This window comes from Brevundimonas sp. EU05-FHT14B11 (assembly GCF_058790835.1).
Genome location: NZ_JBYTCY010000001.1, coordinates 812,020 through 836,689, shown reverse-complemented (window position 1 = coordinate 836,689; position 24,670 = coordinate 812,020). Strand labels below are relative to the sequence as shown.

Annotated in this window: 24 protein-coding genes and 1 pseudogene; 14 read left to right on the top strand and 11 right to left on the bottom strand. The window is 71.1% G+C overall.

Translation table 11 applies throughout. The annotated features are described in order from the left end of the window. Positions 1 to 2: 2 nt before the first annotated feature. Both AC3WRV_RS04275 and AC3WRV_RS04270 read right to left on the bottom strand, forming a co-directional pair. Positions 3 to 200 (bottom strand): helix-turn-helix transcriptional regulator, encoded by a 198-nt coding sequence (locus AC3WRV_RS04275; protein ID WP_492312269.1) that lies wholly within the window; start codon positions 198 to 200, stop codon positions 3 to 5. Continuing rightward, the gene (locus tag AC3WRV_RS04270) at positions 200 to 604 is read right to left on the bottom strand and encodes a hypothetical protein (RefSeq protein WP_291832254.1); all 405 of its coding nucleotides are present in this window, start codon (positions 602 to 604) and stop codon (positions 200 to 202) included. Before AC3WRV_RS04270 ends, AC3WRV_RS04275 begins: the two co-directional genes overlap by 1 nt. 134 nt (positions 605 to 738) lie before the next feature. Here AC3WRV_RS04270 and AC3WRV_RS04265 point away from each other — a divergent pair, with 134 nt between their 5' ends. Further along, a complete protein-coding gene (locus AC3WRV_RS04265; RefSeq protein WP_492312268.1) occupies positions 739 to 1,692 on the top strand; it encodes a fatty acid desaturase family protein in 954 nt (317 codons plus the stop codon). Between the two features lie 19 nt (positions 1,693 to 1,711). Here AC3WRV_RS04265 and map read toward each other — a convergent pair whose 3' ends face one another. Both map and AC3WRV_RS04255 read right to left on the bottom strand, forming a co-directional pair. Next, positions 1,712 to 2,518: a type I methionyl aminopeptidase gene (gene map, locus AC3WRV_RS04260; RefSeq protein WP_492312267.1), complete on the bottom strand. Its 807-nt coding sequence runs from the start codon at positions 2,516 to 2,518 to the stop codon at positions 1,712 to 1,714. Continuing rightward, positions 2,515 to 2,727 (bottom strand): ParD-like family protein, encoded by a 213-nt coding sequence (locus tag AC3WRV_RS04255; RefSeq protein ID WP_291832251.1) that lies wholly within the window; start codon positions 2,725 to 2,727, stop codon positions 2,515 to 2,517. The genes map and AC3WRV_RS04255 overlap by 4 nt, the downstream gene beginning before the upstream one ends. A 98-nt stretch (positions 2,728 to 2,825) precedes the next feature. Between AC3WRV_RS04255 and AC3WRV_RS04250 the strand changes: the two are divergent. Beyond that, positions 2,826 to 3,475: pseudogene (locus AC3WRV_RS04250) on the top strand (class I SAM-dependent methyltransferase). Here the strand turns inward: AC3WRV_RS04250 and AC3WRV_RS04245 are convergent. Next, positions 3,436 to 3,636 carry a hypothetical protein gene (locus AC3WRV_RS04245; protein WP_492312266.1) on the bottom strand — a complete coding sequence of 67 codons (201 nt, stop codon included), beginning with the start codon at positions 3,634 to 3,636 and terminating at the stop codon, positions 3,436 to 3,438. The pseudogene AC3WRV_RS04250 and the gene AC3WRV_RS04245 overlap by 40 nt on opposite strands. Positions 3,637 to 3,740: 104 nt before the next feature. Between AC3WRV_RS04245 and AC3WRV_RS04240 the strand changes: the two genes are divergently transcribed. From AC3WRV_RS04240 to AC3WRV_RS04225, 4 genes are all read left to right on the top strand, one after another. Continuing rightward, on the top strand, positions 3,741 to 4,136 hold the full coding sequence (locus AC3WRV_RS04240; RefSeq protein ID WP_492312265.1) for a hypothetical protein: 396 nt from the start codon (positions 3,741 to 3,743) through the stop codon (positions 4,134 to 4,136). Between the two features lie 80 nt (positions 4,137 to 4,216). After that, positions 4,217 to 5,068 (top strand): KPN_02809 family neutral zinc metallopeptidase, encoded by an 852-nt coding sequence (gene ypfJ / locus AC3WRV_RS04235; RefSeq protein ID WP_291832247.1) that lies wholly within the window; start codon positions 4,217 to 4,219, stop codon positions 5,066 to 5,068. A gap of 41 nt (positions 5,069 to 5,109) precedes the next feature. Further along, on the top strand, positions 5,110 to 6,243 hold the full coding sequence (gene proB / locus AC3WRV_RS04230) for a glutamate 5-kinase (protein ID WP_492312264.1): 1,134 nt from the start codon (positions 5,110 to 5,112) through the stop codon (positions 6,241 to 6,243). Continuing rightward, on the top strand, positions 6,240 to 7,502 hold the full coding sequence (locus AC3WRV_RS04225) for a glutamate-5-semialdehyde dehydrogenase (protein ID WP_492312263.1): 1,263 nt from the start codon (positions 6,240 to 6,242) through the stop codon (positions 7,500 to 7,502). The genes proB and AC3WRV_RS04225 overlap by 4 nt, the downstream gene beginning before the upstream one ends. Here AC3WRV_RS04225 and AC3WRV_RS04220 read toward each other — a convergent pair. Further along, complete coding sequence (locus AC3WRV_RS04220) at positions 7,499 to 8,446, bottom strand: retropepsin-like aspartic protease (RefSeq protein WP_291836086.1); 948 nt, start codon at positions 8,444 to 8,446, stop codon at positions 7,499 to 7,501. The genes AC3WRV_RS04225 and AC3WRV_RS04220 overlap by 4 nt on opposite strands. A 239-nt stretch (positions 8,447 to 8,685) precedes the next feature. Then, positions 8,686 to 9,507, bottom strand: coding sequence for an LD-carboxypeptidase (locus AC3WRV_RS04215; protein WP_492312262.1), 822 nt, complete (start codon positions 9,505 to 9,507; stop codon positions 8,686 to 8,688). Positions 9,508 to 9,604: 97 nt separating this feature from the next. Between AC3WRV_RS04215 and AC3WRV_RS04210 the strand changes: the two genes are divergently transcribed. From AC3WRV_RS04210 to AC3WRV_RS04200, 3 genes are all read left to right on the top strand, one after another. After that, complete coding sequence (locus AC3WRV_RS04210) at positions 9,605 to 10,993, top strand: UDP-N-acetylmuramate--L-alanine ligase (protein ID WP_492312261.1); 1,389 nt, start codon at positions 9,605 to 9,607, stop codon at positions 10,991 to 10,993. 112 nt (positions 10,994 to 11,105) lie between these two features. Beyond that, positions 11,106 to 12,716, top strand: coding sequence for an ATP-binding protein (locus AC3WRV_RS04205; RefSeq protein WP_492312260.1), 1,611 nt, complete (start codon positions 11,106 to 11,108; stop codon positions 12,714 to 12,716). Between the two features lie 41 nt (positions 12,717 to 12,757). Next, positions 12,758 to 14,779: a TonB-dependent receptor gene (locus AC3WRV_RS04200; RefSeq protein ID WP_492312259.1), complete on the top strand. Its 2,022-nt coding sequence runs from the start codon at positions 12,758 to 12,760 to the stop codon at positions 14,777 to 14,779. Between the two features lie 4 nt (positions 14,780 to 14,783). Here the strand turns inward: AC3WRV_RS04200 and AC3WRV_RS04195 are convergent, their stop codons facing one another. Further along, positions 14,784 to 15,284: a DUF1353 domain-containing protein gene (locus tag AC3WRV_RS04195; RefSeq protein WP_492312258.1), complete on the bottom strand. Its 501-nt coding sequence runs from the start codon at positions 15,282 to 15,284 to the stop codon at positions 14,784 to 14,786. A gap of 161 nt (positions 15,285 to 15,445) precedes the next feature. Here AC3WRV_RS04195 and AC3WRV_RS04190 point away from each other — a divergent pair, with 161 nt between their 5' ends. Genes AC3WRV_RS04190 through AC3WRV_RS04170 form a run of 5 tightly spaced genes read left to right on the top strand, consistent with a single transcriptional unit; the run spans position 15,446 to position 19,913 of the window. After that, positions 15,446 to 16,099 (top strand): PepSY-associated TM helix domain-containing protein, encoded by a 654-nt coding sequence (locus AC3WRV_RS04190; RefSeq protein ID WP_492312257.1) that lies wholly within the window; start codon positions 15,446 to 15,448, stop codon positions 16,097 to 16,099. Positions 16,100 to 16,109: 10 nt separating this feature from the next. Then, a complete protein-coding gene (locus AC3WRV_RS04185; protein WP_291836109.1) occupies positions 16,110 to 16,631 on the top strand; it encodes a DUF2271 domain-containing protein in 522 nt (173 codons plus the stop codon). A gap of 11 nt (positions 16,632 to 16,642) precedes the next feature. Then, positions 16,643 to 17,443 (top strand): DUF4198 domain-containing protein, encoded by an 801-nt coding sequence (locus AC3WRV_RS04180; RefSeq protein WP_492312256.1) that lies wholly within the window; start codon positions 16,643 to 16,645, stop codon positions 17,441 to 17,443. 50 nt (positions 17,444 to 17,493) lie between these two features. Next, on the top strand, positions 17,494 to 18,543 hold the full coding sequence (locus AC3WRV_RS04175) for an FAD:protein FMN transferase (RefSeq protein WP_492312255.1): 1,050 nt from the start codon (positions 17,494 to 17,496) through the stop codon (positions 18,541 to 18,543). Continuing rightward, positions 18,540 to 19,913 (top strand): sulfite reductase subunit alpha, encoded by a 1,374-nt coding sequence (locus AC3WRV_RS04170; RefSeq protein ID WP_492312254.1) that lies wholly within the window; start codon positions 18,540 to 18,542, stop codon positions 19,911 to 19,913. The genes AC3WRV_RS04175 and AC3WRV_RS04170 overlap by 4 nt, the downstream gene beginning before the upstream one ends. Before the next feature lie 199 nt (positions 19,914 to 20,112). On the opposite strand, the gene AC3WRV_RS04165 is transcribed toward AC3WRV_RS04170, so the two are convergent. The 3 genes from AC3WRV_RS04165 to AC3WRV_RS04155 form a co-directional block, all read right to left on the bottom strand. After that, positions 20,113 to 20,790, bottom strand: a complete 678-nt coding sequence (locus AC3WRV_RS04165; RefSeq protein ID WP_291837195.1) for a Fe2+-dependent dioxygenase — start codon at positions 20,788 to 20,790, stop codon at positions 20,113 to 20,115. 142 nt (positions 20,791 to 20,932) lie between these two features. After that, the gene (locus AC3WRV_RS04160; protein WP_291837197.1) at positions 20,933 to 23,236 is read right to left on the bottom strand and encodes a TonB-dependent receptor; all 2,304 of its coding nucleotides are present in this window, start codon (positions 23,234 to 23,236) and stop codon (positions 20,933 to 20,935) included. Positions 23,237 to 23,373: 137 nt separating this feature from the next. After that, the gene (locus AC3WRV_RS04155) at positions 23,374 to 24,582 is read right to left on the bottom strand and encodes an NAD(P)/FAD-dependent oxidoreductase (protein WP_492312253.1); all 1,209 of its coding nucleotides are present in this window, start codon (positions 24,580 to 24,582) and stop codon (positions 23,374 to 23,376) included. Positions 24,583 to 24,670: the final 88 nt, after the last annotated feature.

Below are 24,670 nucleotides of genomic sequence, written 5' to 3'. Positions count from 1 at the left end.
CGTCAGGCGTGGGGGTTCTCGAAGATGTCCTCGACCGGCCGGCCGAACAGCACCGCGATGCGGTAGGCCAGGTCCAGCGAGGGGTCGTGTTTCTCGGTCTCCAGCGCGTTCACGGCCTGCCGGGACACGCCCAGCGCCTGACCGAGCTGTTCCTGGGTCCAGTCCCGCTCGACCCGCAGAAGCTTCAGACGGTTCTTCATCAGTTGGACGCCCGAATGAACGGCGCGACCAGCCCGAACGAGGCCCAGAAAGCCGGGTAGATCAGCCAGGTTGAAATGTGTGGCGCGCCCGCGAAGGTCTCTCCGAAACCCCACACGGTGGCGGCGGCCATGGTCAGGCCGGTGGCCGCGATGAACTGCTTGGCGGTCACCGCCCGTACGAACTCGTCCGACTCGCGCATCAGCGCCAAGGTCGCCCAGATCTGGCCGATCACGGGCGCCGAAACGGTTAGAGCCAGCGCCCAGGCCGCCGGGGTGTTCCGGATGTCGTCGAACGCATTGGACGACACCGCGATGATGATGGCGACATAGCCGCCCATGAAGGCGAGGGTGCGAAAGACGTACCGGCGCGCGGCGGGCGTCCAACCGGGACTGGATTTGATCATGACAGCTTCTCCTGACTGAATGTAAGGCTGACCTTACACCGTCGAAATGTCATGTCAACCTGACTTCATGTCAGGATCGCCCGACAATGGACCGTCCTCTTTGCGCACGGACCGGACGGACGTATCCTGGCCTCATGCCCACCGCGCCCCGCGCCCGTCCGACCGATCTGTTCACGCCCCAGGAATGGGCGCCGTTCCAGACGCGTCGCGCCTGGATCGGGCCGCTGCTGGTCGCGCACTGCTGGGGCGTCATCGCGTTGGCGGTCGCCGTCGGCGTGCTGTGGCCACTGCTGATCCCGCTCTGCGTGGCCGTCATCGGCACGCGCCAGCTGGGTCTGGCCATCCTGATGCACGAGGCGGCGCACGGCGGCCTGTCGACGAACACGCGGTTGAACGATTTTCTCGGCCATTGGCTGTGCGCCGTGCCGATCGGCGCCTCGCTCGGCGCCTACCGCCCCTATCACCTGTCGCATCACCGTTTCGCCCAGCAGCCGGAGGACCCGGATCTGGTGCTGTCGGCGCCCTTCCCTGTCTCGCCCGCCTCCCTGCGCCGCAAGATCGTGCGCGACCTGACCGGCCAGACCTTCTTCAAGCAGCGGGTGTTGCTGCCGCTGGCCGCCATGCGCGGCGCCAGGGCGGCAAGAGCCACCGACGACCACGACTATGAGGCGATCGTCACCGGGCGCTCGATCCTGCCCTTCCTGCTGGTGAACCTGGCTCTGCTGGCGGGGCTGACGCTGGCGGGGATCTGGTGGGCGTATTTCGTGCTGTGGCTGCTGCCGATGGCGACCTGGTTCCCGATGGTCACCCGCCTGCGCAACATCGCCGAACACGCCTGCGTCGAGGATTCGGCCGAAGACCCCTTCCGCGCCGCCCGCACCACTCGCGCAAGCTGGTGGGAGCGCGCCTTCATCGCCCCCTACTGGGTCAATTTCCACGCCGAGCATCACCTGTTCATGCACGTCCCCTGCTGGCGGCTGCCGGCCCTTCATCGGGCCGTACGGAGCAAGCCGCAGGGCGAGCGGATGGAGGTGGCCGGCGGCTACATTGAGGTGCTGCGCGCGGCCAGCGCCCGGAACTCCTCCTAGGCCATCTGGCGTCGCGGCCCTATCGGCCGACCAGTCCCCCCACGGCGCGCCGCCGCTCGCGGGTGGGCCGCGCCTCTTCCGCCCGCAGGGTCAGCACGCGGACGCCGTCGCGGGTGACCGCCACCGTGTGCTCGAACTGGGCGGACAGCTTCCCGTCCTCCGTCACGACGGTCCATTCGTCCGCCTCGGTGCGCACCGTCCGGCGGCCCTGGTTCAGCATGGGCTCGATGGTGAAGACCATGCCCTCGCGCAGCTTCAGGCCGGTCCCCGGCTTTCCGAAATGCAGCACCTGCGGCGCCTCGTGCATCTCGCGCCCGATGCCGTGACCGCAGTAGTCGCGCACGATCGAATAGCCGGCGCGCTTGGCGTGCTGTTCGATCGCATGCCCGACATCGCCCAGGGTCGCGCCCGGACGCACCGCGCGAATGCCCTTCCACATCGCCTCATAGGTGGTCTGGACCAGCCGCTTCGCCGGGGGCGCCACCTCGCCGATCAGATAGGTCTTGCTGGAGTCCGCGATGAAGCCGTTCTTCTCCAGGGTGATGTCGAAATTGACGATGTCGCCGTCCTGCAGGACATCGTCGCGCGACGGCACGCCGTGGCAGACGACGGCGTTGCGCGAACTGTTCAGCACGAAGCCGTAGCCGTACTGACCTTTGCTGGCGGGGCGGGCCTGAAGCCGCTCCACGATGAAGGCCTCGACCAGGTCGTTGACCTGAAGCGTGTCCATGCCCGCCAGGGGCAGCGCATCCAGATGGGCGAACACCGAGGCGAGCAGACGCCCGGCCTCCGCCATCACCTCGACCTCGGCCGGCGTCTTGATCACGCCGCCGCGCCCGTCAGATCGGCGGCGCCGACGCCCGCGGCCTTCAGCTCGCGCGCCGCCAGCTCCTGGAAGGTCAGGCCAGGATTCAGCTCGCCCAGCATGCCGATCCTGATCCAGAACGCCGCCTGGGCGTTGATCGACCGGCACGACGCCCGGCTGGCCCGGCGTAGCTGCTCGTGCAGCTCATCCTCGATGTTGACGATCCCCACCGGGCGCTCCTGAATATACGATACGTATACGCTTCATATAGCCGAGTCTGCGGCGCGGCAAGCCGGGTTCCGCGTCGCCCGGCGTGCTAGGGAGCCCCATGGCCATCACTGATCCGACCGCCTTCATCCTCGCCAACACCCGGCTGCAGGCCGTGCCGCATGCGCCGGAGATTTCGCTGTGGCTGGCCGACGAGATCACGCCGATCTGGCGCCTGACCGAGGAAGAGCTGGGCGAACTAGGCCTGCCGCCGCCCTTCTGGGCCTTCGCCTGGGCGGGCGGACAGGCGGTGGCGCGCTGGCTGCTCGACAATCCTCAGGAGGTCGCGGCAAGCGGGTGCTGGACTTCGCCACCGGCTCGGGACTGGTCGGCATCGCGGCGATGAAGGCGGGCGCGGTCTCCGCCCTCGGCGCGGATATCGATCCGTTCTGCGCGGCGGCGGTGGCGCTGAACGCCCAGGCCAACGGCGTCGCCCTGTCCTTCACGGACCGGAACCTGCTCGACGCCCCGCCGCCGCCGGTCGACGTCATCTGCGCCGGCGACGTTTGCTACGAGGCGCCGATGACCGAACGGGTGCTGGGCTGGCTGGGCCAGGCCCGCGCCAACGGAACCCGCGTCCTGATCGGCGACCCAGGCCGGACCTATTTCCCAAAGACCGGCCTCGACTTCCTCGCGGAATACCGCGTGAAGACCACGCGCGAGCTCGAGGATCAGGAGATCAAGCGCTCGTCGGTCTGGTCGATGGCCTGATCCTGCTCGGGATCGGGCGAGAAATGGATGTGCCGGTTGGGGGCAGGGTCGTCGGCGTGATCCTCGCCCGACATCTCCGACTTCGCCGGCCGCCCGGTTCCGCGCGCCTGTTCCAGTTCCGGATCGCGGCTGAAGCCCGGATCAGCGGGGGAAGTGGTCACGGCAGGCTCCTTTGCGGACGACGCTCCATTTCCACAACCGAAATCGGGCCGGTCCGGTTCCGGCCACGCTTGGATATCCGGCCTCGCGGGACCACCTTCGGATCATGACCCGCGCCCTGATCCTCGCCGCCGTCGCCGCGCCGCTGTTGCTGGCCAATGTCGCCCAGGCCCAGACCTTGGCCCAGATCCCGCCGCTAGGCGCGTCCGCCTATGAGCAGCACCGTTGGCAGGCCGAGCAGCACCGGTACGAGATGGATCGCCTGCGCCTGCAGGCGGACCAGCGCGAGGCCACCGCGCGTCAGCTCGAACTCGAGACCCGGCTGAACCGTATGGATCTCCAGAGCCGCCGCACCGCCGACCCCTACGTTCCCTCCGCGCCCCGCGCCCTGCGCGCGCCGGAGGACGAACAGGCCCTGCGCCGCTCTGCGACCGAGCGCCGCCGCGCCACGGAAGCGGGCGTAGGCCAGATCGACGCCTGGCTGGACCGCCGACCGAATTAGCAGGCGGAAATCGGGCGCATCCCTTGCGTCCGGACCGCGTTACGGCTTCGCTCACGGTCTGAGGCGAGGGAGGACGGGTCATGCGTTGGGAAGGCGGCCGCCGCGGCGGCAATATCGAGGACCGGCGCGGCATGGGCCCGGTGGGATTGGCCGGCGGGGGCGTCGGCGCCCTGGTTCTGGCGGCCATCGGCTATTTCGTGTTCGGGATCGATCCCTCGACCACCCAGCAGATCACCAGCCAGCTGGGCGGCGTCGGCGCTGAACAGCAGGAAGGCAAGGCGGGCACGCCGCAGGATCAGGCCGGCCAGTTCGTCGATGTGATCGGCGCCAATATCGACGACGTCTGGCGCACCAAGCTGCAGGGCTATCAGCCGCCGACCGTGGTCCTGTACGAACAGGGCACCCAGACCGGCTGCGGCATGGGCCAGTCGGCCATGGGCCCCTTCTACTGCCCCACCGACCGCCGCGTGTATCTGGATCTCGGCTTCTGGCAGGAGATGGAGACACAGCTGGGGGCCTCGGGCGCCGACTTCGCCCGCGCCTATGTGATCGCCCACGAATACGGCCACCACGTCCAGACTCTGACCGGCGCCTCGGATCAGGTGCGGCGGGCCCAGCAGCGCGCCTCGGGTGAGGCCGAGGCCAACCGCTATTCCGTCGCGCTGGAGCTCCAGGCCGACTGCTACGCCGGCGTCTGGGCCGCCAACGCCTCGGCGGTCTCGAACGGCCAGGTCGCCCTGACCGCCGGAGATATGGAAGAGGGTCTGAAGACCGCCTCGGCCATCGGCGACGACACCCTGCAACGCCGCTCGGGCGGCCGCGTCTCGCCCGACAGCTTCACCCACGGCTCGTCCGCCGACCGCATGGCCTGGCTGCGGCGCGGCTATGACAGCGGCGATCCGGCGGTCTGCGACACGTTCAGCAACCTCTAGAACGTCTTGTTGCGGCGCACACGGCGCGGCAAGGTCGATCCATGTCCTCCTCCGCCGCCTCCGCCCTCGCCGCCTCGCGCCGCCTTGTCCTCAAGGTCGGCTCCGCCCTGCTGATCGCGGACGGGCGGCCGAACGGCCCGCGCCTGGCCGCGCTGGGGCAGGAGATCGCCGACCTGCGCGCCCGGGGCGTGGAGGTGGTCGTGGTCTCCTCCGGCGCCGTCGCGCTGGGACGCGGGCGTCTCGGCCTGTCCAAGTCCGCCCGGCTGGATGAGAAACAGGCCGCCGCCGCCGCCGGCCAGTCCCTGCTGATGCAGGCGTGGGAGACCGCCCTGTCGCCCCACGGCCTGATCCCGGCCCAGGTCCTGCTGACCCGCGACGACACCGAGCGCCGCCGTCGCTGGCTCAACGCCCGCTCGACCCTGGACGCCCTGCTGCGGCTCAAGGCCGTGCCCGTGGTCAATGAGAACGACACCGTCGCCACCGAGGAGATCCGCTACGGCGACAACGACCGCCTGGCCGCCCGCACGGCCCAGCTGGCGCGCGCCGACCTGCTGGTCCTGCTCAGCGACATCGACGGCCTTTACGACGCCGACCCCCGGTCCAATCCGAACGCCGCCCACCTGCCGCTGGTCGAGACCCTGACGCCCGAGGTCATGGCCATGGCGGGCGAGGCCAACGCCTCCGCCTCGGTCGGCACGGGCGGCATGCGCACCAAGCTGGAGGCCGCCCGCATCGCCCGCTCGGCGGGCTGCGCCACCGTCATCGCCTCGGGCCTGACCGAGCGCCCGCTGGCCGCCGTCCTGGACGGCGCGAGGGCCACCCTGATCCCCGCCCCCGCCGGTCCGATGGCGGCGTGGAAGTCGTGGATCGCGGGCAGCGTCGATCCGGCCGGACGGCTGGTCGTCGACGACGGCGCCGTGGCCGCGCTCCGCGCCGGCAAGAGCCTGCTGCCCTCGGGCGTCCGCGCCGTCGAGGGCCGCTTCGACCGGGGCGACAGCGTCCGCGTCGTCACCCCCGACGGCCGGTCCGCCGCTGTCGGCCTCGCCGCCTTCTCCGCCGAGGAGATGACCCTGATCCAGGGCCGCCAGACCGGCGAGATCGAGGGACTGGTCGGCTACAGGGGGCCTCAGGTCGCCATCCACCGCGACGACCTGGTGCTGGAGGGCGACGCATGACCGCCATCGCCGAACAGATGCTTCAGCGCGGCCGCCGCGCCAGGGCCGCCGCCGAGGCGATCCGCATGGCCCCGCCCGAGGTCCGCACCCGCGCGCTCCACGCCGCCGCCGCCGCCCTGCGCGCCCGCTCGGACGCCATCCTGGCCGCCAACGTCGAGGACATCGCCCGCGCCCGCGACAACGGCCTGTCCGAGGCCCTGATCGACCGGCTGGCGCTAAGCCCCGCCCGCATCGCCGCCATCGCCGACGCCGTAGCGGAGGTCGCGGGCCTGCCGGATCCGCTGGGCCGCGAGACCGCCCGCTGGACCCGGCCCAACGGCCTGGACATCGCCCGCGTCTCCACCCCCATCGGCGTGCTGGCCATCATCTATGAGAGCCGCCCCAATGTGACGGCGGACGCCGCCGCCCTGTGCTTGCGCTCCGGCAATGTCGCCCTGTTGCGCTGCGGCTCGGACTGCCTGTCGTCGTCGCTGGCCATCCACGCCGCGATGGTCGAGGGGCTTCAGGCCGCCGGCCTGCCCGCCGACGCGGTCCAGCTGGTCGACACGCCTGACCGCGCCGCCGTCGGCGCCCTGCTGACCGGGCTCGAGGGAACCGTCGACCTGCTGATCCCGCGCGGCGGCAAGAGCCTGGTCGCCCGGGTGCAGGCCGAGGCGCGCGTGCCCGTGCTCGGCCACCTCGAGGGGCTGTGCCACACCTATGTGCACGCCGCCGCCGATCCGGGCATGGCCGAGCGGATCGTCCTGAACGCCAAGATGCGCCGCGTCTCGGTCTGCGGCGCCACCGAAACCCTGCTGGTCGACCGCGCCTGCGCTTCGGCCCTGCTGCCTCGACTGGCCAGCGCGCTCGAAGCCGCCGGATGCAGCCTGCGCGGCGACGCCGACAGCCGGGCGCTGGTTCCCTCCATCGCGGCGGCGAAAGAAGGCGACTGGACCACGGAATACCTGGCCCCCGTCCTCGCCGTGCGCGTGGTCGACGATCTCGATCAGGCGGTGAACCATATCCGCCGCTACGGCTCGGGCCACACCGAGGCCATCGTGACGGAGGACGCCCAGGCCGCCGCCGCCTTCCTGAACGCCGTCGACAGCGCCATCGTCATGTGGAACGCCTCCACCCAGTTCGCGGACGGCGGCGAGTTCGGCTTCGGCGGCGAGATCGGCATCTCCACCTCGCGCCTGCACGCTCGCGGCCCCGTCGGGGCGGAACAGCTGACCAGCTACAAATACGTGGTCCGCGGCACGGGCCAGACCCGCCCCTAACCCACCGTCAGGTCCAGCGCCCGCGACAGGTGCAGCGTGCCCTTGCCCAGGTCCAGCGCCACGCGCCGGTCCCTGAACGCCTCCATCCCCACCAGGCCGCCCGGGAAGTTGGGCAGCGGCGGCTGGTCGAACACGCCCACGTCCACGCGGTGATACAGCTGGTCGGCGAAGGTCACCGTCCGCGCCTCCACGATGGTCGAGCGCATCGAGCCGCCCAGCACCAGGCTGACCCCCTCGCGCTGGGGCCGCCCGTCCAGCAGTCCAGCCGTGTGCGCGGCCTCGCGGCTCAGCCCCAGCAGGGACGAGGCGCCGGTGTCCACCACGGCGCTCACGGCGGCCCCTTCGACCGTCAGCTCGGCGACCAGGGCCGTCCCCTGCCGCCGCACCGCCGCCTCGATCAGGTCAGGCGGACGGACGAAGGCCTCGCGGCGCACCAGCCGCGCGTACCGGCGCGCCGGGTCCAGCGCCAGCACCGCCTCGCCCAGCACGTCCTGCCCCAGGATCAGCGGCGTCCGCAGGCCCTCCTCCGAGGCCAGCGGCCCCAGGTTCAGGATCGCCGCCCGCAGTCCCTTGATCGACAGGCCCGGCAGGGTCAGGTCCAGCGAGGTCCCGCGCCCCACCTGCGCCCCGCCGCCGACGCCATAGGCCACCAGCGGCATGTCGAACAGCGAGCGGCCCTCGCTGGGCAGAGCGTCGAACAGGGCGCGGTCGATGACGGAATACTGGGCGCCGGTGTCGATCAGGGCCAGCACCGTGCGGCCGCCCACCTCGATCCGCACCGTCGGCGTGGGCGAGCGCCGCGCATAGGGCAGCCAGGGCGTCGCCCCCTCGGGCCCGAAGGTCAGGCGCGGCTTGGGCCACAGCAGGTGATCGCGCGCCCACCATGCTCCGCCGGCGACAGCGAGCAGCCCGGCGGCGCGGATCAGAAGGGTGCGGCGGTTCATCGGAGCCCAAGATGGCCCGTGCGGACGGCCGGCGCCAGCGGCGTGACGCCGCGCTGATCGTGTCCTGAAACGACGAACCGGCCGGCGCCCCCCGACGCCGACCGGCCCGCCTGCGAGGCCGGCATCCCCCGTACCCCCGCGAACCCCGGATCCAAGACCTCAGGGTTACCGGCGCGTTAATGGCCCAGGACTGACACCGCTGTCCATCCTCTTCGCCGCCGACGCGAGCAAAATGTGTCCTAACGGTGTCCGAACGGCACCACCTTGTTCGCCCCGTCGTGGCCGATGTCGGCGGCGCCCAGATAGGGAATGCCCGAGCGCTGGCACCAGTAGCGGGTGATCTCCTCGGCGGTCAGGCCGAAGTCCGGGTCGTTCTCCACGATCTCCGACACCCGGCCCAGCCGGATGCCCGCCACGCGCCGGATCGAGGCCTGGCCGGTCAGGTGGAACATCATCCGGTCGATCCGGTACAGCGGCTCGGACACGTCTTCCAGCATCAGCACATGGCCGGTCAGGTCCGGCTCCAGCGCGGTGCCGACCAGGGCGTCCAGGATGCTCAGGTTGAAGGCGACCGCCGGGCGGGAATCCGTGCGCAGCGACGGCTCCCACGACGACGAGGCCCCGCTCTTCAGCCAGTTCAGCGCCCGCCAGGCGGTGTCGTCATGGCGCACCGCGTCCGAGGCCATCGGCCCGTGCGCCAGATGCGGGAAGCCCGCCTTGTAGAGGATGGCCAGCAGGCTGCCGGCGTCGGAATAGCCCAGATACCGCTTCTTGCGCGCCTCATCCGTCAGGCGCGGCAGCACCGCCTCCGCGATCCGGCACGAGCCGTAGCCGCCGCGCGCGAACCAGACGGCGTCCAGCCGCGGATCGTTGGCGAACTCGACGAAGGCGTTGGCGCGCGTCGCGTCGTCCCCGCCGAAATGGCCGTGCTTCTGGAAGGTCGCCGGATGGAAGACGACCTTGATCGAGTCCTCCGGCACATTGGCCGCGAACCACGCCTGAATGGCCTCGCCGCGTTCCTTGGAGAAGCGCGAGCTGGCGTTGACGATGCCGATCTTCAAGACGCGATCCCCGGACTGTGCGACCTCCTTCATAGTCCGCGCCGCGCCCGCGAACCAATCCCTTCCCCTCTCCGCTTTCGCCCTCTACTCAGCCTTCATGGCGAACGACTATTTCTTCTGCGGGATCGGCGGCTCGGGGATGCTGCCGCTGGCGATGATCGTGCAGGCGCGCGGGAACCGGATCGAGGGCTCGGACCGCTCGCGCGACCAGAACCGCACGCCGGACAAGTTCGCCTGGCTGGAAGCGCACGGCGTGACCCTGCACCCCCAGGACGGCTCGGGCGTCACCCGCGCGGACCAGATCGTCGTCGCCACCGGCGCGATCGAGGACACGGTCCCGGACATCGGCGCCGCCAGGGCCGCCGGCGCGACCATCAAGACCCGGCCCGAACTGCTCAGCGAACTGTTCAATGCCGGCGGAACCTCCATCGGCGTGGCGGGCACCAGCGGCAAGTCGACCATCACCGGCATGATCGCCTGGATCCTCCACGAGGCGGGCCGCGCGCCGACCGTCATGAACGGCGCGGTGATGAAGAATTTCGCCGACGCCGACCATCCCTTCGCCAGCGCCCTGGTCGGCGGCCCCGACCTGTTCGTGTCTGAGGTGGATGAGTCAGACGGCTCCATCGCCCGCTACGACCCGACCGTCGCCGTGGTCTCCAACATCTCGCTGGACCACAAGTCGATGGAGGAGCTGCGCGACCTGTTCGGCGGCTTCACCGGCCGCGCGACCATGGCCGTGCTGAACCTCGACAATCCCGAGACCGCCGCCCTGGCCCAGACCCTGCCGCCGGAGAAGGTCGTCACCTTCGCGCTGGGGGAAGAGAGCGCGACCCTGAACGCTCATGACCTGGAGCCCCGGCCGACGGGCATGCGCTTCACCCTGACCGAGCAGGGCGGAGCCAGACATCCGGTCACCCTGAACGTCCCCGGCGCCCACAATGTCGCCAACGCCCTGGCCGCCCTCGGCGCCGTCCGCGCGCTGGGCGTGCCGCTGGATCAGGCGACCGCCGCGCTCGAAACCTTCTCCGGCATCCGCCGCCGCATGGAGGTGGTCGGGACCGCGAACGGCGTCACCGTCATCGACGACTTCGCCCACAACCCGGACAAGATCGCCGCCACCCTGAAGACGCTGCACGCCTTCGACGGCCGCCTGCTGATCCTGTTCCAGCCGCACGGCTTCGGCCCGCTGAAGCTGATGAAGTCTGAGTTCATCGACGGCTTCGCCGGCCTGATGCGCGAGGACGACGTCCTGCTGATGCCGGAGCCCGTCTACTACGGCGGCACCACCGACAGGTCCGTGAACAGCGAGGACATCGCCTCGGGCGCCCGCGCCGCCGGCCGCAAGGCTGAGGCCCTGCCCACCCGCGACGCCTGCGGCGACCGCATCGTCGACCTGGCCCGGCCCGGCGACCGGGTCATCGTCATGGGCGCCCGCGACGACACCCTGTCGGTCTTCGCCGCCGACCTGCTGGCGCGGCTCTAAACTCCGCTTACGGACTGATTTTCAAGAGAATATCTCGAAACATTCACGTACGGCAAAGCTCGTATTAAGTGGCGGCCCGTATCGGACTCCCGGACATCGGGAGTATGCGTGCATGGCCAGAATCGGAGACTTCGCCAACGGCGCCGAGCCGATCTCTCCGGAGACTCCGGGTGCCCATGTCTTCGAGCGTTTCGAGCGCGAACCCGACACCCTGGCCATCGCCGTCGTCGATGCGGAACAGCGCCCGGTCGGCCTGGTCGAGCGCAACGCCTTCACCCTGCGCATGGCCGCCGAGTTCGGGCGCGCCCTCTACGCCCGCCGCCCGGCCTCCAGCTTCATGGACCCGGCCCCGCGGGTGCTCGACGCCGACGCGGACGCCGAGACCCTGTTCGAGTCGATCGACGCCGCCAACCTGGGCGCCCTGCTGAACGGCTTCGTGGTGGTGACCAAGGGGCGCTACAGCGGCGTCGGCGCCGGGGTCCACCTGCTCCAGGCCGGCAGCGCCATCCACCGCAAGCGCGCCCAGGCCATGAGCGTCCTGGCCCGCGATCTGGCTCGCGCCGAGCAGGAGGCCCGTACCTCAAGCCGCGCCAAGTCCGAATTCCTCGCGGTCATGAGCCACGAGATCCGCACCCCGCTGAACGGGGTCCTCGGCGTCGCCGCCCTGATGGAGCGCGAGCTGACGCAGGAGGCCATGCGCCCCTACGTCCGCACCATCCTCGATTCGGGCCAGAGCCTGCTGCGCCTGCTGACCGACGCCCTGGACATGTCCCGCGCCGAGGCCGGGCTGATGACCTTCGAGACCGGGGCGGTGTCGCTGGAGGCCGTGGCCCGGGACCTGACCGCCCTGTGGGGCCCGCGCGCGGAAGAGAAGGCGCTGACCCTGACCGTGATCTGCGACGCTCCGGACGCCGGCCACGTCGTCGCGGACGAGGTGCGCCTCAAGCAACTGCTGAACAACCTGATCGGCAATGCGATCAAATTCACCCCCGCGGGCCAGGTCGCCGTCCGGATCGCCGCGGCGCCCGAGGGCGGCGACGCCCACATGGTCGTCACCGTCGACGACAGCGGCCCGGGCGTGACCGAGGACGCCGCCGCCTCCATCTTCGACCCCTTCAACACAGGCCGCGCGGGCCGCGCGGGCGCCGGGGCCGGATTGGGCCTGGCCATCTGCCGCCAGATCGTCGAGCGCATGGAGGGCCGGATCGCCGTGGAGCGGTCGCCGTGTGGCGGAGCCCGCTTCACCTTTGACCTGCGGCTGCCGCTGGCCTCCGCCGAGGTCGCGACGGCGCAGGACAGCCCCCTCCCGCCGACGCCGCACGAGACCCTGCATGTGCTGGTGGTGGACGACAACGCCACCAACCGTTTCGTCGCGGGCAAGGTGCTGGAGCTGTTCGGCTGCACCTCCGAGACCGCAGAGAACGGACGCGAGGCGGTGGAGCGGGTCCAGGTCGCCCGTTTCGACCTGGTCCTGATGGACGTGAAGATGCCGGTGATGGACGGGGTCCAGGCCACCCGCGCCATTCGCGCCCTGCCCGGTCCGATCTCGGGCCTGCCCATCCTCGCCCTGACCGCCAACGCCGATCCCCGCGACGAGGCCGACTATCTGGCCGCCGGCATGGACGGGGTGGCGCAAAAGCCGATCCAGCCGGACGTCCTGCTCAACGCCATCCGCCGCGTGATGTCGGTCACACCCGGGGCGGAAGCGGCGGTCGCGGCCTGAGGGGGCGCAACCCCGACGCCGCCGGCGTATTGTAGCGCTTCATGCTGCAGATTCCCCCGCCCCCGCCCACCGACCTGCCCGAAGTCGTCGTCACCGGGGCGCGCCTGCCCCCGGCGGCGGGCGAGGCCGCCTTCGCCGTCATCCGCCTGGACGGCCGCGACCTGCGCGCCGAGCAGCGGCTGGACGAGGCCCTGGCCTCCGTTCCCGCCGTCTCCCTGTTCCGCCGAACCTCCAGCCTCGCGGCCAATCCGACCACGCAAGGCATCAGCCTGCGCGCCATCGCCCCCTCCGGCGCGGGCCGGACGCTGGTGACCCTGGACGGCGCGCCGCTGAACGACCCCTTCGGCGGCTGGGTGATCTGGTCCCAGGTCCCGACCGAAAGCCTCGCCGGGCTCGACATCGTGCGCGGCGCCGGCGCCGGTCCCTACGGCGCGGGGGCCCTGACCGGGGTCATCCAGTTGCGCGAGCGCGACATGGGCTGGACCATCGACGCCTCCGTGGCCGAACGCGGCGGCGCGCGCCTGTCGGCCTCGGGCGCGACGAATGTCGGCGCCGCGCGGATCGTCGCTTCAGGTCTTTACGAGACCAGCGACGGCTACGTCCCGGTGCGCGGCGCGGCCGCGGGCGCCGCCGACACGCCCCTGGATCTGGAGGTCCGCAGCGGCGCGGTGCGCGCCGACCTGCCCGTCGGTCCGGCTGTCGTCTCCCTGCGCGCCTCCGCCTTCGAGGAGGATCGCGGCTCCGGCCTCGCGGGGGCCCGTTCGACCGCCAGCGGCAACGCCCTGTCCGCCACCGCCGCCGTCCAGCCCTCCGCCGACCGTCCCGGCTGGCGACTGCAGGCCTGGCGCCGCGAGAGCGACCTGGCCAACACCTCGGTCGCCGTCGCCGCCGACCGCGCGACCACCACCCCCGCCAACGACCAGTACGAAACCCCGGCGACCGGATGGGGCGTCAACGCCGCCCTGCGCCATGTCACGCTCAGCGGCGTCGCCCGGCTGGAGTGGGAGCTGGGCGCCGACGCCCGCTTCACCGAGGGCGAGACCCACGAGCGCTTCCGCTACATGGGCGGCCAGTTCACCCGCGACCGGATCGCCGGCGGCGAGACCTCGGTGATGGGCCTCTACGCCGAGGGCTCCTGGACCCACGGCCCCTGGCTGGTCGCCGGCGGCCTGCGCGCCGACCGCTGGGAGAGCGCCGACGGCCATCGCCTCGAGCGCGACCTCGCCACCGGCCTGCCGACCCTGGACGAGACCGACCCCGACCGCTCGGGCGAGGTGGTCAGCGCCCGCCTCGGGGTCCGGCGCGACATCGGTGGCGGTCAGGCCCTGCGCGCCGCCGCCTACACCGGCTTCCGCCCCGCCACCCTGAATGAGCTGCACCGTCCCTTCCGGGTCGGCAACGACCTGACCGAAGCCAACGCCGCCCTTGAGCCCGAGACCCTCAGCGGCGTCGAGGCGGGCTGGAGCTGGACCGGCGCCCGGGCCTCCCTGACCGCCACCGCCTTCTGGACCCGGCTGGACCAGGCCATCGTCAACGTCACCATCGGGACCGGCCCGGCCACCTTCCCACGCGCCGGCTTCGTTCCGGCGGGCGGCGTCCTGCGCCAGCGCCAGAACGCCGGGACCATCGAGGCGACGGGGATCGAGCTGGACGGCCGCCTGACCCTGACCGACGCCCTCAGCCTGCGCGCCGCCCTGTCGCTGACCGACGCCGAGGTGGACGGGGGGTCCGCCGCGGCCCAGCTGACCGGCCTTCGCCCCGCCCAGGCCCCGCGGTTCAGCGCCGTCGCCGGGGCGGACTGGCGGGCCACGGACCGCCTGACCCTCGCCGCCGACCTGCGCTGGGAGAGCGACCGGTTCGAGGACGACCTCAACAGCCGGGTGCTGGACGCCGGCGGAACCGTCGATCTGCGCGCCGACTGGAGCCTGACCGACGCCGCCGTCCTGTGGGTCGCGGCCTCCAATCTGTTCGACGCGGAGATCGAGGTGTCCGAGACCGGAACCGGCGTCGCCGGCTTCGCCCCGCCCCGTACCCTGGCCGCGGGCGTGCGGTTCACGCGCTGAGCCGTTATCGGTCCAGGACGAAGGCCTCGTCGGCCGCCGAGACCGGCTGGCGCGAATCGTCCGTTCCCCACCCCTTGGCTCCGCCCACCCGGACGGCGGCCCAGATGACGAAGCGGCGCACGGGATCGACGCCGCGGTTCTCCAGCGCCTCCCTGAAGACGCCGTCGGCCTCGGCCCGGTCGTAGGGTTCGGCGCGGGTCCGCCCGTCCTGGCGACGCTTCCACTGTCCCGTGCCCGAGGTGGCGTAGAGGAAGTCGTGGACGATCGCCGCCTTCACCCAGGGGCCGTCGGGCGGCAGCAGAATCCAGCCCCAGCGCGGTATGGAGGTCAGGTCGGTCACGAAGCCGGCGGGCACGGTGATCAGGTCGTCTCCGTCCCCGGTCCTGTACGTCAGGTCCCGCTGGAGCCCCCACAGGCTGCGCCCCTTCTTGATCGACGGACTGAATTTGTTGTCGAGCAGGACCAGCACCAGCTTCCCGCCGAAACGATCCGTCCAATGGGTCAAGGCCGCCTCCCGCATCCGTCCCGTCGCCCCGATTCAATCCAAAGCAGCGGCAAGATCAACCACTGATGGAGATCGATGCTCCTCGCCTCTCGGAAAGCGCTCCCAAAGGTCGCACGCGCGCCATCTTGCAAACGGTTCTCAACTTCGGCACAAGCCGGGGCGTGACCGACGCCGCCGCGACAGCTCCGAAGCCGAAGAAGGCCCTGAACGCCGCAAGGTCGTTCTGGCTGAAGCAATTGCATCAGTGGCACTGGATCTCGGCGGCCGTCAGCCTGATCGGGCTGATGCTGTTCGCCGTCACAGGCATCACCTTGAATCACGCGGCCTCGATCCCCGGTCAGGTCTCCACCGTCGAGACCGCCGGGACCCTGCCCGCCCCCCTGCTGGAGCGGTTGTCGACCTTCCCGCAGGAGACCACCGATCCCGCCCCCGACTATGTCGCCCGCTGGGCCTCGGACCACTTCAAGGTCTCCATCGCGGGCCGTCCCACCGAGACAACGCCGGAAGAGGTCTACATCGCCCTGACCGAGCCCGGCGGCGACGGCTGGCTGACCATCGACCGCGCCACCGGCGAGGCCGCGCGCGAGCGCACCACCCGCGGCCCGATCGCCTACCTCAACGACCTGCACAAGGGCCGCAACACCGGCAAGGTGTGGTTCTGGTTCATCGACGTCTTCGCCGCCGCCTGCATCGTCTTCGCCGTCACCGGCTTCGCCCTGACCTGGATGCACGCCAAGCAGCGCCCCTCGACCTGGCCCCTTCTGGGTCTGGGTCTGCTGATCCCCGTCATCATCGCCCTGATCTTCATTCACTGACGAGTCCGACATGCGTCCCCTGACCCTCGCCGCCTCCGCCGCCGCCCTCGGGACCTTCGCCGCCCCGGCGATGGCCGCCGACCTGAACGTCACGGTGACCGTGCCGCAGCAGACCGGCGCCGCCTATCACCGCCCCTATGTCGCGCTGTGGATCGAGCGCGCGGGCGCCGGGCAAGCCGCCGCCACGCCGGTGCGCACCCTGGCCGTCTGGTACGAGGTCTCCAACGTCGCCGAAGGCAAGGACTGGCTCAAGGACATGCGCACCTGGTGGCGCGGTCTGGGGCGCGGCATGACCCTGCCGGCCGACGGCGTCTCCAGCGCCACCAAGGCTCCGGGCCGTCACACCGTCAGCATCCCCGCCGCCCGCCTGCGGGACCTGCCCGCCGGCAACTATTCCGTGGTCGTCGAGGCGGCCCGCGAACTGGGCGGCCGTGAAGTCGTCCGCGTGCCCTTCGTCTGGGGCCGCGCCAACACCGCCCAGGGAACCGGGCGCACCGAACTGGGCGCCGTCAGCGTCGCCGTCACCCGCTAAAGGAAGCCGCCATGAAGAAGTCCATCGCCATCATCGCGGCCCTCGCCGCCCTCGCCCTGCCGATGTCCGCCCAGGCCCACCGCGCCTGGCTGGCCCCGACCTCGACCAGCCTGTCGGGAACCGATGCCTGGGTCGGCTTCGACGCCGGCATGTCCAACGGCGTCTTCATCCCCGATCACGCCGCCATGAACCTCGCCGGCCTGGTGATCACCGCGCCGGACGGTTCGACCGTCGCGCCCGAGAACATGGGCCGCGCCCGCTACCGCTCGACCTTCGACCTGCACCTGACCCAGCAGGGCACCTACCGCGTCGCCAACGTCATGGGCGGCGTCATCGTCAGCTACAAGCAGGGCGGCGAGCAGAAGCGCTGGCGCGGGACCGAGGCTGAAATGGCCGCCAACATCCCGGCCGACGCCACCGAGGTCGTCGCCACCCGCAACAACAGCCGCATCGAGACCTTCGTCACCCTCGGCGCGACCTCGACCACGGCGCTGGCCCCGACCGGCCAGGGCATCGAGCTGGTCCCGGTGACCCATCCGAACGACCTGGTCGCCGGCGAGGCCGCGACCTTCAAGCTGGTGCGCGACGGCCAGCCGGCCGCCGACCTGGAAGTCACCATCGCCCGCGGCGGCACCCGCTACCGCGACAATCCGGAAGAGATCACCGTCCGCACCGGCGCCGACGGCGCGTTCACCGTCACCTGGCCCGAGCCGGGCATGTACTGGGTCAACGCCTCGGTCCGCATCCCCGCCCAGGGCCAGCAGCTGGCGTACAACGCCCAGTACAACGGCGTCGTGGAAGTCCTGCCCTGACCCGGCCCGGAGGCCCTCTGTCCAGCAAAAGCGCGCCGCCCACGGTCATCGTGGGCGGCGACGCTGCGCCGCGCCCGGACAACCGGGTCCTCATCCCGACCCACGGCCAGACGCCGGCCCGCCCGCCCTCGACGCTGATCTGGGACTTCGCGGGCACGAGCATGGGCGCCGACTGGTCCGTCCGCCTGGTTCCGCCCGAGGGCGCCGAGCGGGCGACCTTCCAGTCCGCCATCGACGCCGAACTGGCCCGCATCGTCAGCCTGTTCAGCCATTGGGACCCGCGCTCCGAACTGGCCCGGTTCAACGCCGCGCCCGAGGGCTTCTGGGCGGTGTCCGAGCCCTTCTGGCTGCTGCTCAACCAGGCCATGGACGTCGCCGACGACACCGACGGCGCGGTCGATCCGACGCTGGGCGCCCTGGTCAATCTGTGGGGCTTCGGCCCGCCCGGCCCGCGCCCGCTGAACGCCTTCGGCACCGGTCCGACCACGCCGTACGAGGAAGACATCGCCGCCGCCCTGGCCCTGTCCGGCTGGGGCCGCCTGCGCCTGAACCGCGACCGCCGCGCCGTGCAGCAGATCGGCGGCCTCAAGCTCGACCTGTCCGGCATCGCCAAGGGCCACGCCGTCGACCGCGTCTCCGACCGCCTGGCCGAGCTGGGCGCCGCCCATCACCTGGTCGAGATCGGCGGCGAGCTGCGCGGCCGGGGTGTGAAACCCGACGGCCATCCGTGGTGGGTCGAGCTGCAGCAGGGGCCGGACGCCCCCGGCCCGCGCACCGTCGCGGCCCTGTTCGATCTCGCCGTCGCCACCTCCGGCGACTGGATCCGCAGCTTCGAATCCTACGGCCGGGTCTACAGCCACACCATCGACGGCCGCACCGGCCAGCCGGTCGACAACGGCGTCGCCTCCGTCACCGTCCTGGCCGAAACGGCGATGTACGCCGACGCCATGGCCACGGCCCTGACCGTCATGGGGCCGACGGAAGGCCCCGCCTTCGCCACCGCCATGAAGATCGCCGCCGCCTTCGTCGTGCGCGGCTACGACGGCGTCACGGAGATCGTCACCCCCGCCTTCGCCGCCATGTTGGACGAGGGCGCGTGACCACCGATCCCGGGCGTCTGACATGGGCCGCCGTGGCCGTCGGCCTGTGGCTGCTGAGCGTCCTCTGGGTCATCGTCAGCCGGGCGCTGGCCAAACGCGCCGCCGCCCGCAAGGCCGCCGCGCTGGCGCCGCCGGCGGGCGCGGACGCCGTCCTCGTCGCCTTCGCCAGCCAGACCGGCCTCGCCGAGGAGCTGGCGTGGATGACGGCCAAGAGCCTGTCCGACGCCGGAACCCCGGCCCGCGTCGCCCTGCTCGGCGATCTCGAGCCCGACGAGCTGAAGGCCGCCGGCCGCCTGCTGGTTGTCGCCTCCACCACCGGCGAGGGCGATCCCCCCGACAGCATGTCGTGGTTCGTGCGTCAGGTGATGAAGGCCCCCGCCGACCTCCAGGGCCTGTCCTACGGCCTGCTGGCGCTGGGCGACCGCACCTACGCCGACTACTGCGGTTTCGGCCGGGCGCTGGACGGCTGGCTGCGCCGTTCGGGCGCCGCGCCCCTGTTTGACCATGTCGAGGTCGACAACGGCGACACCGGCGCGATCCGCCACTGGCAGCACCACCTGGGCCTGATCACCGGCCAGGCCGTCCAGGCCGACTGGACCCCGCCCGCCTACGACCGCTGGCGTCTGGCCGAGCGCCGCCTGCTCAATCCCGGCAGCCCCGGCGGGGAGGCGCACCTGCTGGCCTTCGAGCCGATCGATCACGCGCCGTCATGGGCCGCGGGCGATATCGCCGAGATCGGCCTGCCCGACCCGGCCCAGGGCAGCCGCGAATACTCCGTCGCCTCCCTGGCCTCGACCGGTCGCGCCGAGTTCATCGTCCGCCGGATGACTCGCCCGGACGGCACGCCCGGCCTCGCCTCCGGCTGGCTGACCCGCGACCTCGCCCCCGGCGCCGAGGTCGGCATGCGCATCCGCACCAACCGCAGCTTCCACGGCCCCGACGCCGCCACGCCCCTGATCCTGATCGGCAACGGCACCGGCCTGGCCGGGCTGCGCGCCCACCTGAAGGCCCGCGAGGGTCAGGCCCACGGCGGCGCCTGGCTGATGTTCGGCGAGCGCACCCGCGCCCACGACGCCTTCCTGGATGACGAGCTTCAGGCGATGCAGGCCTCGGGCCTGCTGACCCGGCTGGACCGCGTCTTCTCCCGCGACGCCGGCCCAAATGGCGAGGGGGGCCGCTATGTGCAGGCGGTCGTGGCGGAGCAGGCGGAGACCCTGCGGGACTGGCTGTCGCGCGGCGCGACCCTCATGGTCTGCGGCAGCCTGGAAGGCATGTCCAGGGGCGTGCACGAGGCGCTGGAAGCCGTGGTCGGCGTCGAAGCCCTGCGCGATCTGACCGAGACCGGGCGGTACCGGCGGGACGTTTACTGACGGCTTGACCCAGCTCATGTGGCGGGCGGCGAGCCCAGCAAGTGATTAGTGGTTAGTGGTTAGTGGTTCGCGGCGTCACGAGCGGTGGTGGTTCTGACTCAGGCCGTCGGGTCAGCCACCCACTAATCACTAACCACTAATCACTTCCCACGCTCCGGCCCCACCGACTGCGCGCCCCGCCAACGGCCCCAGCCGCCCCTCAGACCTCAGCCCACCGCCGCAGCAGGTTGTGATAGACCGCCGTCAGCTCCAGTACGGCGGGGTCCTTGGGGCCCTTCTCGGCGTTGACCCGCTGGATGGCCACATCCATCCGGAACAGGGTCTCGCGGTCGGCGTCGTCACGGATCAGGCTCTGCAGCCAGAAGAAGCTGGCCACCCGCGCGCCGCGCGTCACCGGCGTGACCCGGTGCAGGCTCTTGGACGGATACAGGACCAGGTCCCCCGCCGACAGCTTCACCGACTGCGGCCCGTACATCTCCTCGATGATCAGCTCGCCGCCGTCGTATTCGTCGGGCTCGGACAGGAAGAGGGTGCAGGACAGGTCGCTGCGGATGCGCAGCCCGCCGCGCTGGCGGATGGCGTTGTCGACATGGACGCCGAAATGCTCGCCGCCCTCATAGCGGTTGAACAGCGGCGGAAAGATCGTGTGCGGCAGGGCGGCCGACACGAACATCGGATTGGCGTTCAGCGCCTGCAGCACCAGCGCCCCGACCTCGCGCGCCTGGGGCGAGTCCTCGGGAAGCTGGCGGTTGACCTTGGCGGTGGCCGACTGATGGCCGGAGGTGACATTGCCGTCGGCCCACGGCCCGGCGTCCAGCGTCGCGCGCAGGCTGGCCGCCTCCGCCTTGGAGAACACCTCTGGAATGTGCAGCAGCATGCGCCGCCTCCTTGGTCGCGCCCGAGATCCGGACACGGAAAGACCCGGGGGGTCAGGCCATCAGGGAAGACCAACCTGAACCCCCGGTTCTACGCGAACGGACCTACGGGCCGAAATAGCCCGCCGCGCAGATTCAGCGACCTCAGTAGCGCAGGTTCAGCGTCAGGATCGCCTGACGGGCCGGCGCCACATCGGCGTGGTGCACGCCGTTGGTGCGGAGGATGTATTCCTCGTCGCCCGCGTTCTGGACGTTCAGCTGCAGCGACGCGGTGTCGGTGATGTCGTACGAGGCGAACAGGTCCACCCGGGTGTACTCCGGCGCAAAGACGCGGTTGGCGCCGCCGCCCGCTCCGCCCTGGTTCCCGCCGAAGCTCTTGGACACATAATAGGCGCCGCCGCCCAGGCTCAGCTTCGGGGTCACCCGGTAGGTGCTGAACAGGCTGAACGAGTGCTCCGGCGTGTTGGCCAGCGGCAGACCTTCGAAGGCGCTCGGCACGGGCACGCCGCCGACGATCGTCACGGCGCCCTTCACCAGTTCGGAGTCCATCCAGCTGTAGCCGCCGAACACCTGCCATTCGCGGGTGATGTTGCCGGACACGCCCAGCTCGATCCCCCGCACCTCGACTTCGCCGGCCTGGGCGAAGTCGGTGGGCAGCGGGCCGACCAGGATCTGCGCGTTCTCGCGGGTCAGGTGGAAGGCCGCGGCCGACAGGGCCAGGCGGTCGCCGAACAGGTTGGCCTTGGCGCCGATTTCCCAGCTGGCGGTCTCTTCCGGATCCAGGACGCCGGTCAGCGTGCCCGAGCCCGTGCCGTTGCCGCCCGTGTTCTGGTCTCCTGCGGCGATCAGCGGCGGCGTGGAGGAGGTGGCGTAGGAGACGTAGACGCTGGAGTTCGAGGTCGGCTTGTAGACCAGGCCGACCTGGTAGTTGACGAAGTCCCAGTCGGCGGCGACCGGCGTGTATACCGGCGCGGCCACGGTGCCCGTGGCGTTGATCCCCTCGACCGAATAGTCGTCATAGCGGACGCCCAGGTTGACGATGAAGCGGTCGCCGATCTCGATCGAGTCAAGGGCGTACAGGCCCACGGTATCGGTGGTGTTGGTGCTGATCAGGCCGCGCGTGATCGTGCCGGTCCACGGATCCTGCGGATTGGGATCGTACAGCGGCGTGCAGTCGAAGCCGGTCAGGGGCGCCGGGCAGGCCGAACCGCTGATCGTCGTGACGGTGTAGGAGGCGTTGCGGTTCTTCTCGCGCCCCAGTTCCAGGCCGATGTCATAGCTGTGACGCAGGCCGCCCGTGGTGATCCGGCCGTGCAGGTCGGTGACGTTGGCGATCGTGTCGTTCGGGTTCCAGCGCGACTTGGTCCCGCGCTTCATCCAGTAGACGCCGCCGATCAGGGCCACGCCCGGAGGCGTCGCGGTGATGCTGCCGCCGTCGCCGGGATTGGTGACGACATAGTCGTTCAGCGTGCGGGACACCCGGGTCACGTTGCGCAGTTCCGCGTGCTCGCCGAAGCGGTGCTTCACGTCGAAGGTGAAGGTGTCGACCGTATTGGTCAGATAGTCGCGCGAATGCAGGCCGTAGAAGCTGTCGTACGGCACATCCAGCACGCCGCTGTCGGTCGTGCGGATGTTGATCTTGGTGAACAGCGGGATGCCGTAGTCGGGCATCTGGTTCGATTCCAGATGGTAGTAGCTCATGGTCGCCGTGGTCGGCGTGCCCAGGCCGGCCGCCAGCGACAGGCCGAGCCCCCACTTGTCGTAGTCGACCGAGTCACGACCCGGCACATCGCCCTCCGCGCCCATCAGGTTCAGACGCAGGGCTGCGGTGCCGCCCAGGTTCCAGTTCTGGTCGATGGCGCCGCGCAGGTAGCCGTCGGTGCCGACGCCCAGGCCGTAGTGGGTGAAGTCCTGCAGGCGCGGGGCCTTGGAGGCCAGGTTGATGCTGCCGCCGCCCGAGCCGCGGCCCGAGTAGACCGAGTCCGGACCCTTTACGACCTCGACCTGTTCCAGGTTGAAGACCTCGCGCTGCTGGCCGCCCGAGTCGCGGATGCCGTCGACGAAGATGTTGTTGCCCGAGGATTGGCCGCGGATGAACGGACGGTCGGCCAGCGGCTGCCCGCCTTCACCGGCGCCGAAGGTGATGCCAGGCGAGGTGCGCAGGATGTCCTGCAGCGAGGTCGCGGCGGTCTGCTCGATGATCTGCTGCGGGATGATGGTCACCGCGCGCGGGGTGTCGACCAGCGGCGCGACGAACTCCGGCGACGTCGGCTCGCGGCGGACGTGCTGGCCCGTCACCGTCACGGTGCCCAGGGTGGTGGTGTCCTGTTGCTGCGGATCGGCGGCCGGATCCGGATCGCCGGCCACGGCGGGGGCGGCGGCCAGCAGCATGCCGGCGGCGCTGGAGGCGAACAGGAGCGAGCGGAGCGCGTCGGCGCGTTGGGTCATGGGAGCGATTCCGGGGAGGAAGATATTGCGAGCGGCTCGCAGTATCATCTTTGCCGGATGTCGCAACCGCTTTTGCGACACATTCGCATAATTCTGGTCACTGTATCGCCGCGGCGTCGCCGCGATGGAAACAGGCCTCAGCCCGCCGCCACCGCCTTCATCGACACCGACAGGTCCGCCAGCCGGTCCGCGTCCACCGGCGTCGCCTTGCCGATCATCATCCGCCCGGCCATGAACTCGGCCGGCGCGTTGACGGCCTCGACGCAGACGATCCGGTCTCCAGCCAGGTGGAAGACGGCGAAGGCGCCCGCCTCCACGTCGCCGCGCACCACCTGACGGTCCGCCCCGTCGGGCAGGCCGGCGATCTGCAGCTTCAGGTCATACTGGTCGGACCAGAACCAGGGCGCCTCCGGCGTCGGCGCCGTCCGGCCGACGATGGCCGAGGCCGCCTGCTTGGCCTGTTCCAGCGCATTGGGCACGCTCTCCAGCCGATGCATCGTCCCGCCGTGCACGGACACGGGCCGGTAGGTCACGTCGCCGACGGCCCAGATCGCCGGATCCGAGGTTCGCGCCTCGCCGTCCACCACCACCCCGTTCAGGCAGTGCAGCCCGGCCGTCCGCGCCAGCCCTTCGCGCGCCAGGGCGCCGACGCCGACCAGCACGGCGTCGGCCTCGATCAGCCGCCCGTCCGCCAGCCGCACGCCCGCATCCTCGAACCCGGTCACCTCGGCCGAGGTCAGGATCTCGACGCCGTGCTTGCGATGATAGCCGGTGAAGAATTCGGACAGCGTATGCGAGGCGACGCGCGCCAGCACCCGGTCCATCCGTTCGATGACCACCGCGTCGGCGCCCAGCGCCCGGGCCGAGGCCGCCGCCTCCAGACCCACATAGCCGCCGCCCACGACCGCCAGCTTTTTGCCCGGACCCAGCGCCGCCTTCAGCCGCTCGGCGTCGGCCAGGGTGCGCAGCTCCAGCAGATCGGCCCGGTCAGCGCCCGGCAGGGCCAGCCGCCGCGCCGTCGATCCGGTGGCCAGGATCAGCGCGTCATAGGTCTCGACCGTCCCGTCCGCGAAGGCGACCGTCCTGCCCGCCGGGTCGATGGCCGTCGCGGTCGTCCCGGTGCGCAGTTCGATGGCCTGCTCGGCGTAGAAGCTCTCGGGGCGCAGCAGCAGCGCCTCCAAGTCGGCCTCGCCCTTCAGCCAGGCCTTCGACAACGGCGGTCGCTGATAGGGCGGCGCCGGCTCCTCGCCCGCTAGCACGATGGGGCCTTCATGGCCGTATTGGCGCAACAGCGCCGCCGCCGTGCCGCCCGCGTGCCCCGCGCCGATGATCAGAACCTTTGTCATGTTTCGCAAGTAGTGCGATCCAGGGTCTTACGCCAAGAGTCTCCCTGCACAGGCCGCTCGCCTTGCCGGACAGATGCTGTCGTGCAAC

Coding starts and splice junctions, on each gene's coding strand:
- AC3WRV_RS04210 (WP_492312261.1), top strand. CDS start 9,605: ATGGCGAACGACTATTTCTTCTGCGGGATCGGCGGCTCGGGGATGCTG.
- AC3WRV_RS04185 (WP_291836109.1), top strand. CDS start 16,110: ATGCGTCCCCTGACCCTCGCCGCCTCCGCCGCCGCCCTCGGGACCTTC.
- AC3WRV_RS04240 (WP_492312265.1), top strand. CDS start 3,741: ATGACCCGCGCCCTGATCCTCGCCGCCGTCGCCGCGCCGCTGTTGCTG.
- AC3WRV_RS04205 (WP_492312260.1), top strand. CDS start 11,106: ATGGCCAGAATCGGAGACTTCGCCAACGGCGCCGAGCCGATCTCTCCG.
- AC3WRV_RS04165 (WP_291837195.1), bottom strand. CDS start 20,790: ATGCTGCTGCACATTCCAGAGGTGTTCTCCAAGGCGGAGGCGGCCAGC.
- AC3WRV_RS04155 (WP_492312253.1), bottom strand. CDS start 24,582: ATGACAAAGGTTCTGATCATCGGCGCGGGGCACGCGGGCGGCACGGCG.
- AC3WRV_RS04265 (WP_492312268.1), top strand. CDS start 739: ATGCCCACCGCGCCCCGCGCCCGTCCGACCGATCTGTTCACGCCCCAG.
- AC3WRV_RS04180 (WP_492312256.1), top strand. CDS start 16,643: ATGAAGAAGTCCATCGCCATCATCGCGGCCCTCGCCGCCCTCGCCCTG.
- ypfJ (WP_291832247.1), top strand. CDS start 4,217: ATGCGTTGGGAAGGCGGCCGCCGCGGCGGCAATATCGAGGACCGGCGC.
- AC3WRV_RS04270 (WP_291832254.1), bottom strand. CDS start 604: ATGATCAAATCCAGTCCCGGTTGGACGCCCGCCGCGCGCCGGTACGTC.
- AC3WRV_RS04200 (WP_492312259.1), top strand. CDS start 12,758: ATGCTGCAGATTCCCCCGCCCCCGCCCACCGACCTGCCCGAAGTCGTC.
- AC3WRV_RS04220 (WP_291836086.1), bottom strand. CDS start 8,446: ATGAACCGCCGCACCCTTCTGATCCGCGCCGCCGGGCTGCTCGCTGTC.
- AC3WRV_RS04225 (WP_492312263.1), top strand. CDS start 6,240: ATGACCGCCATCGCCGAACAGATGCTTCAGCGCGGCCGCCGCGCCAGG.
- AC3WRV_RS04275 (WP_492312269.1), bottom strand. CDS start 200: ATGAAGAACCGTCTGAAGCTTCTGCGGGTCGAGCGGGACTGGACCCAG.
- AC3WRV_RS04160 (WP_291837197.1), bottom strand. CDS start 23,236: ATGACCCAACGCGCCGACGCGCTCCGCTCGCTCCTGTTCGCCTCCAGC.
- proB (WP_492312264.1), top strand. CDS start 5,110: ATGTCCTCCTCCGCCGCCTCCGCCCTCGCCGCCTCGCGCCGCCTTGTC.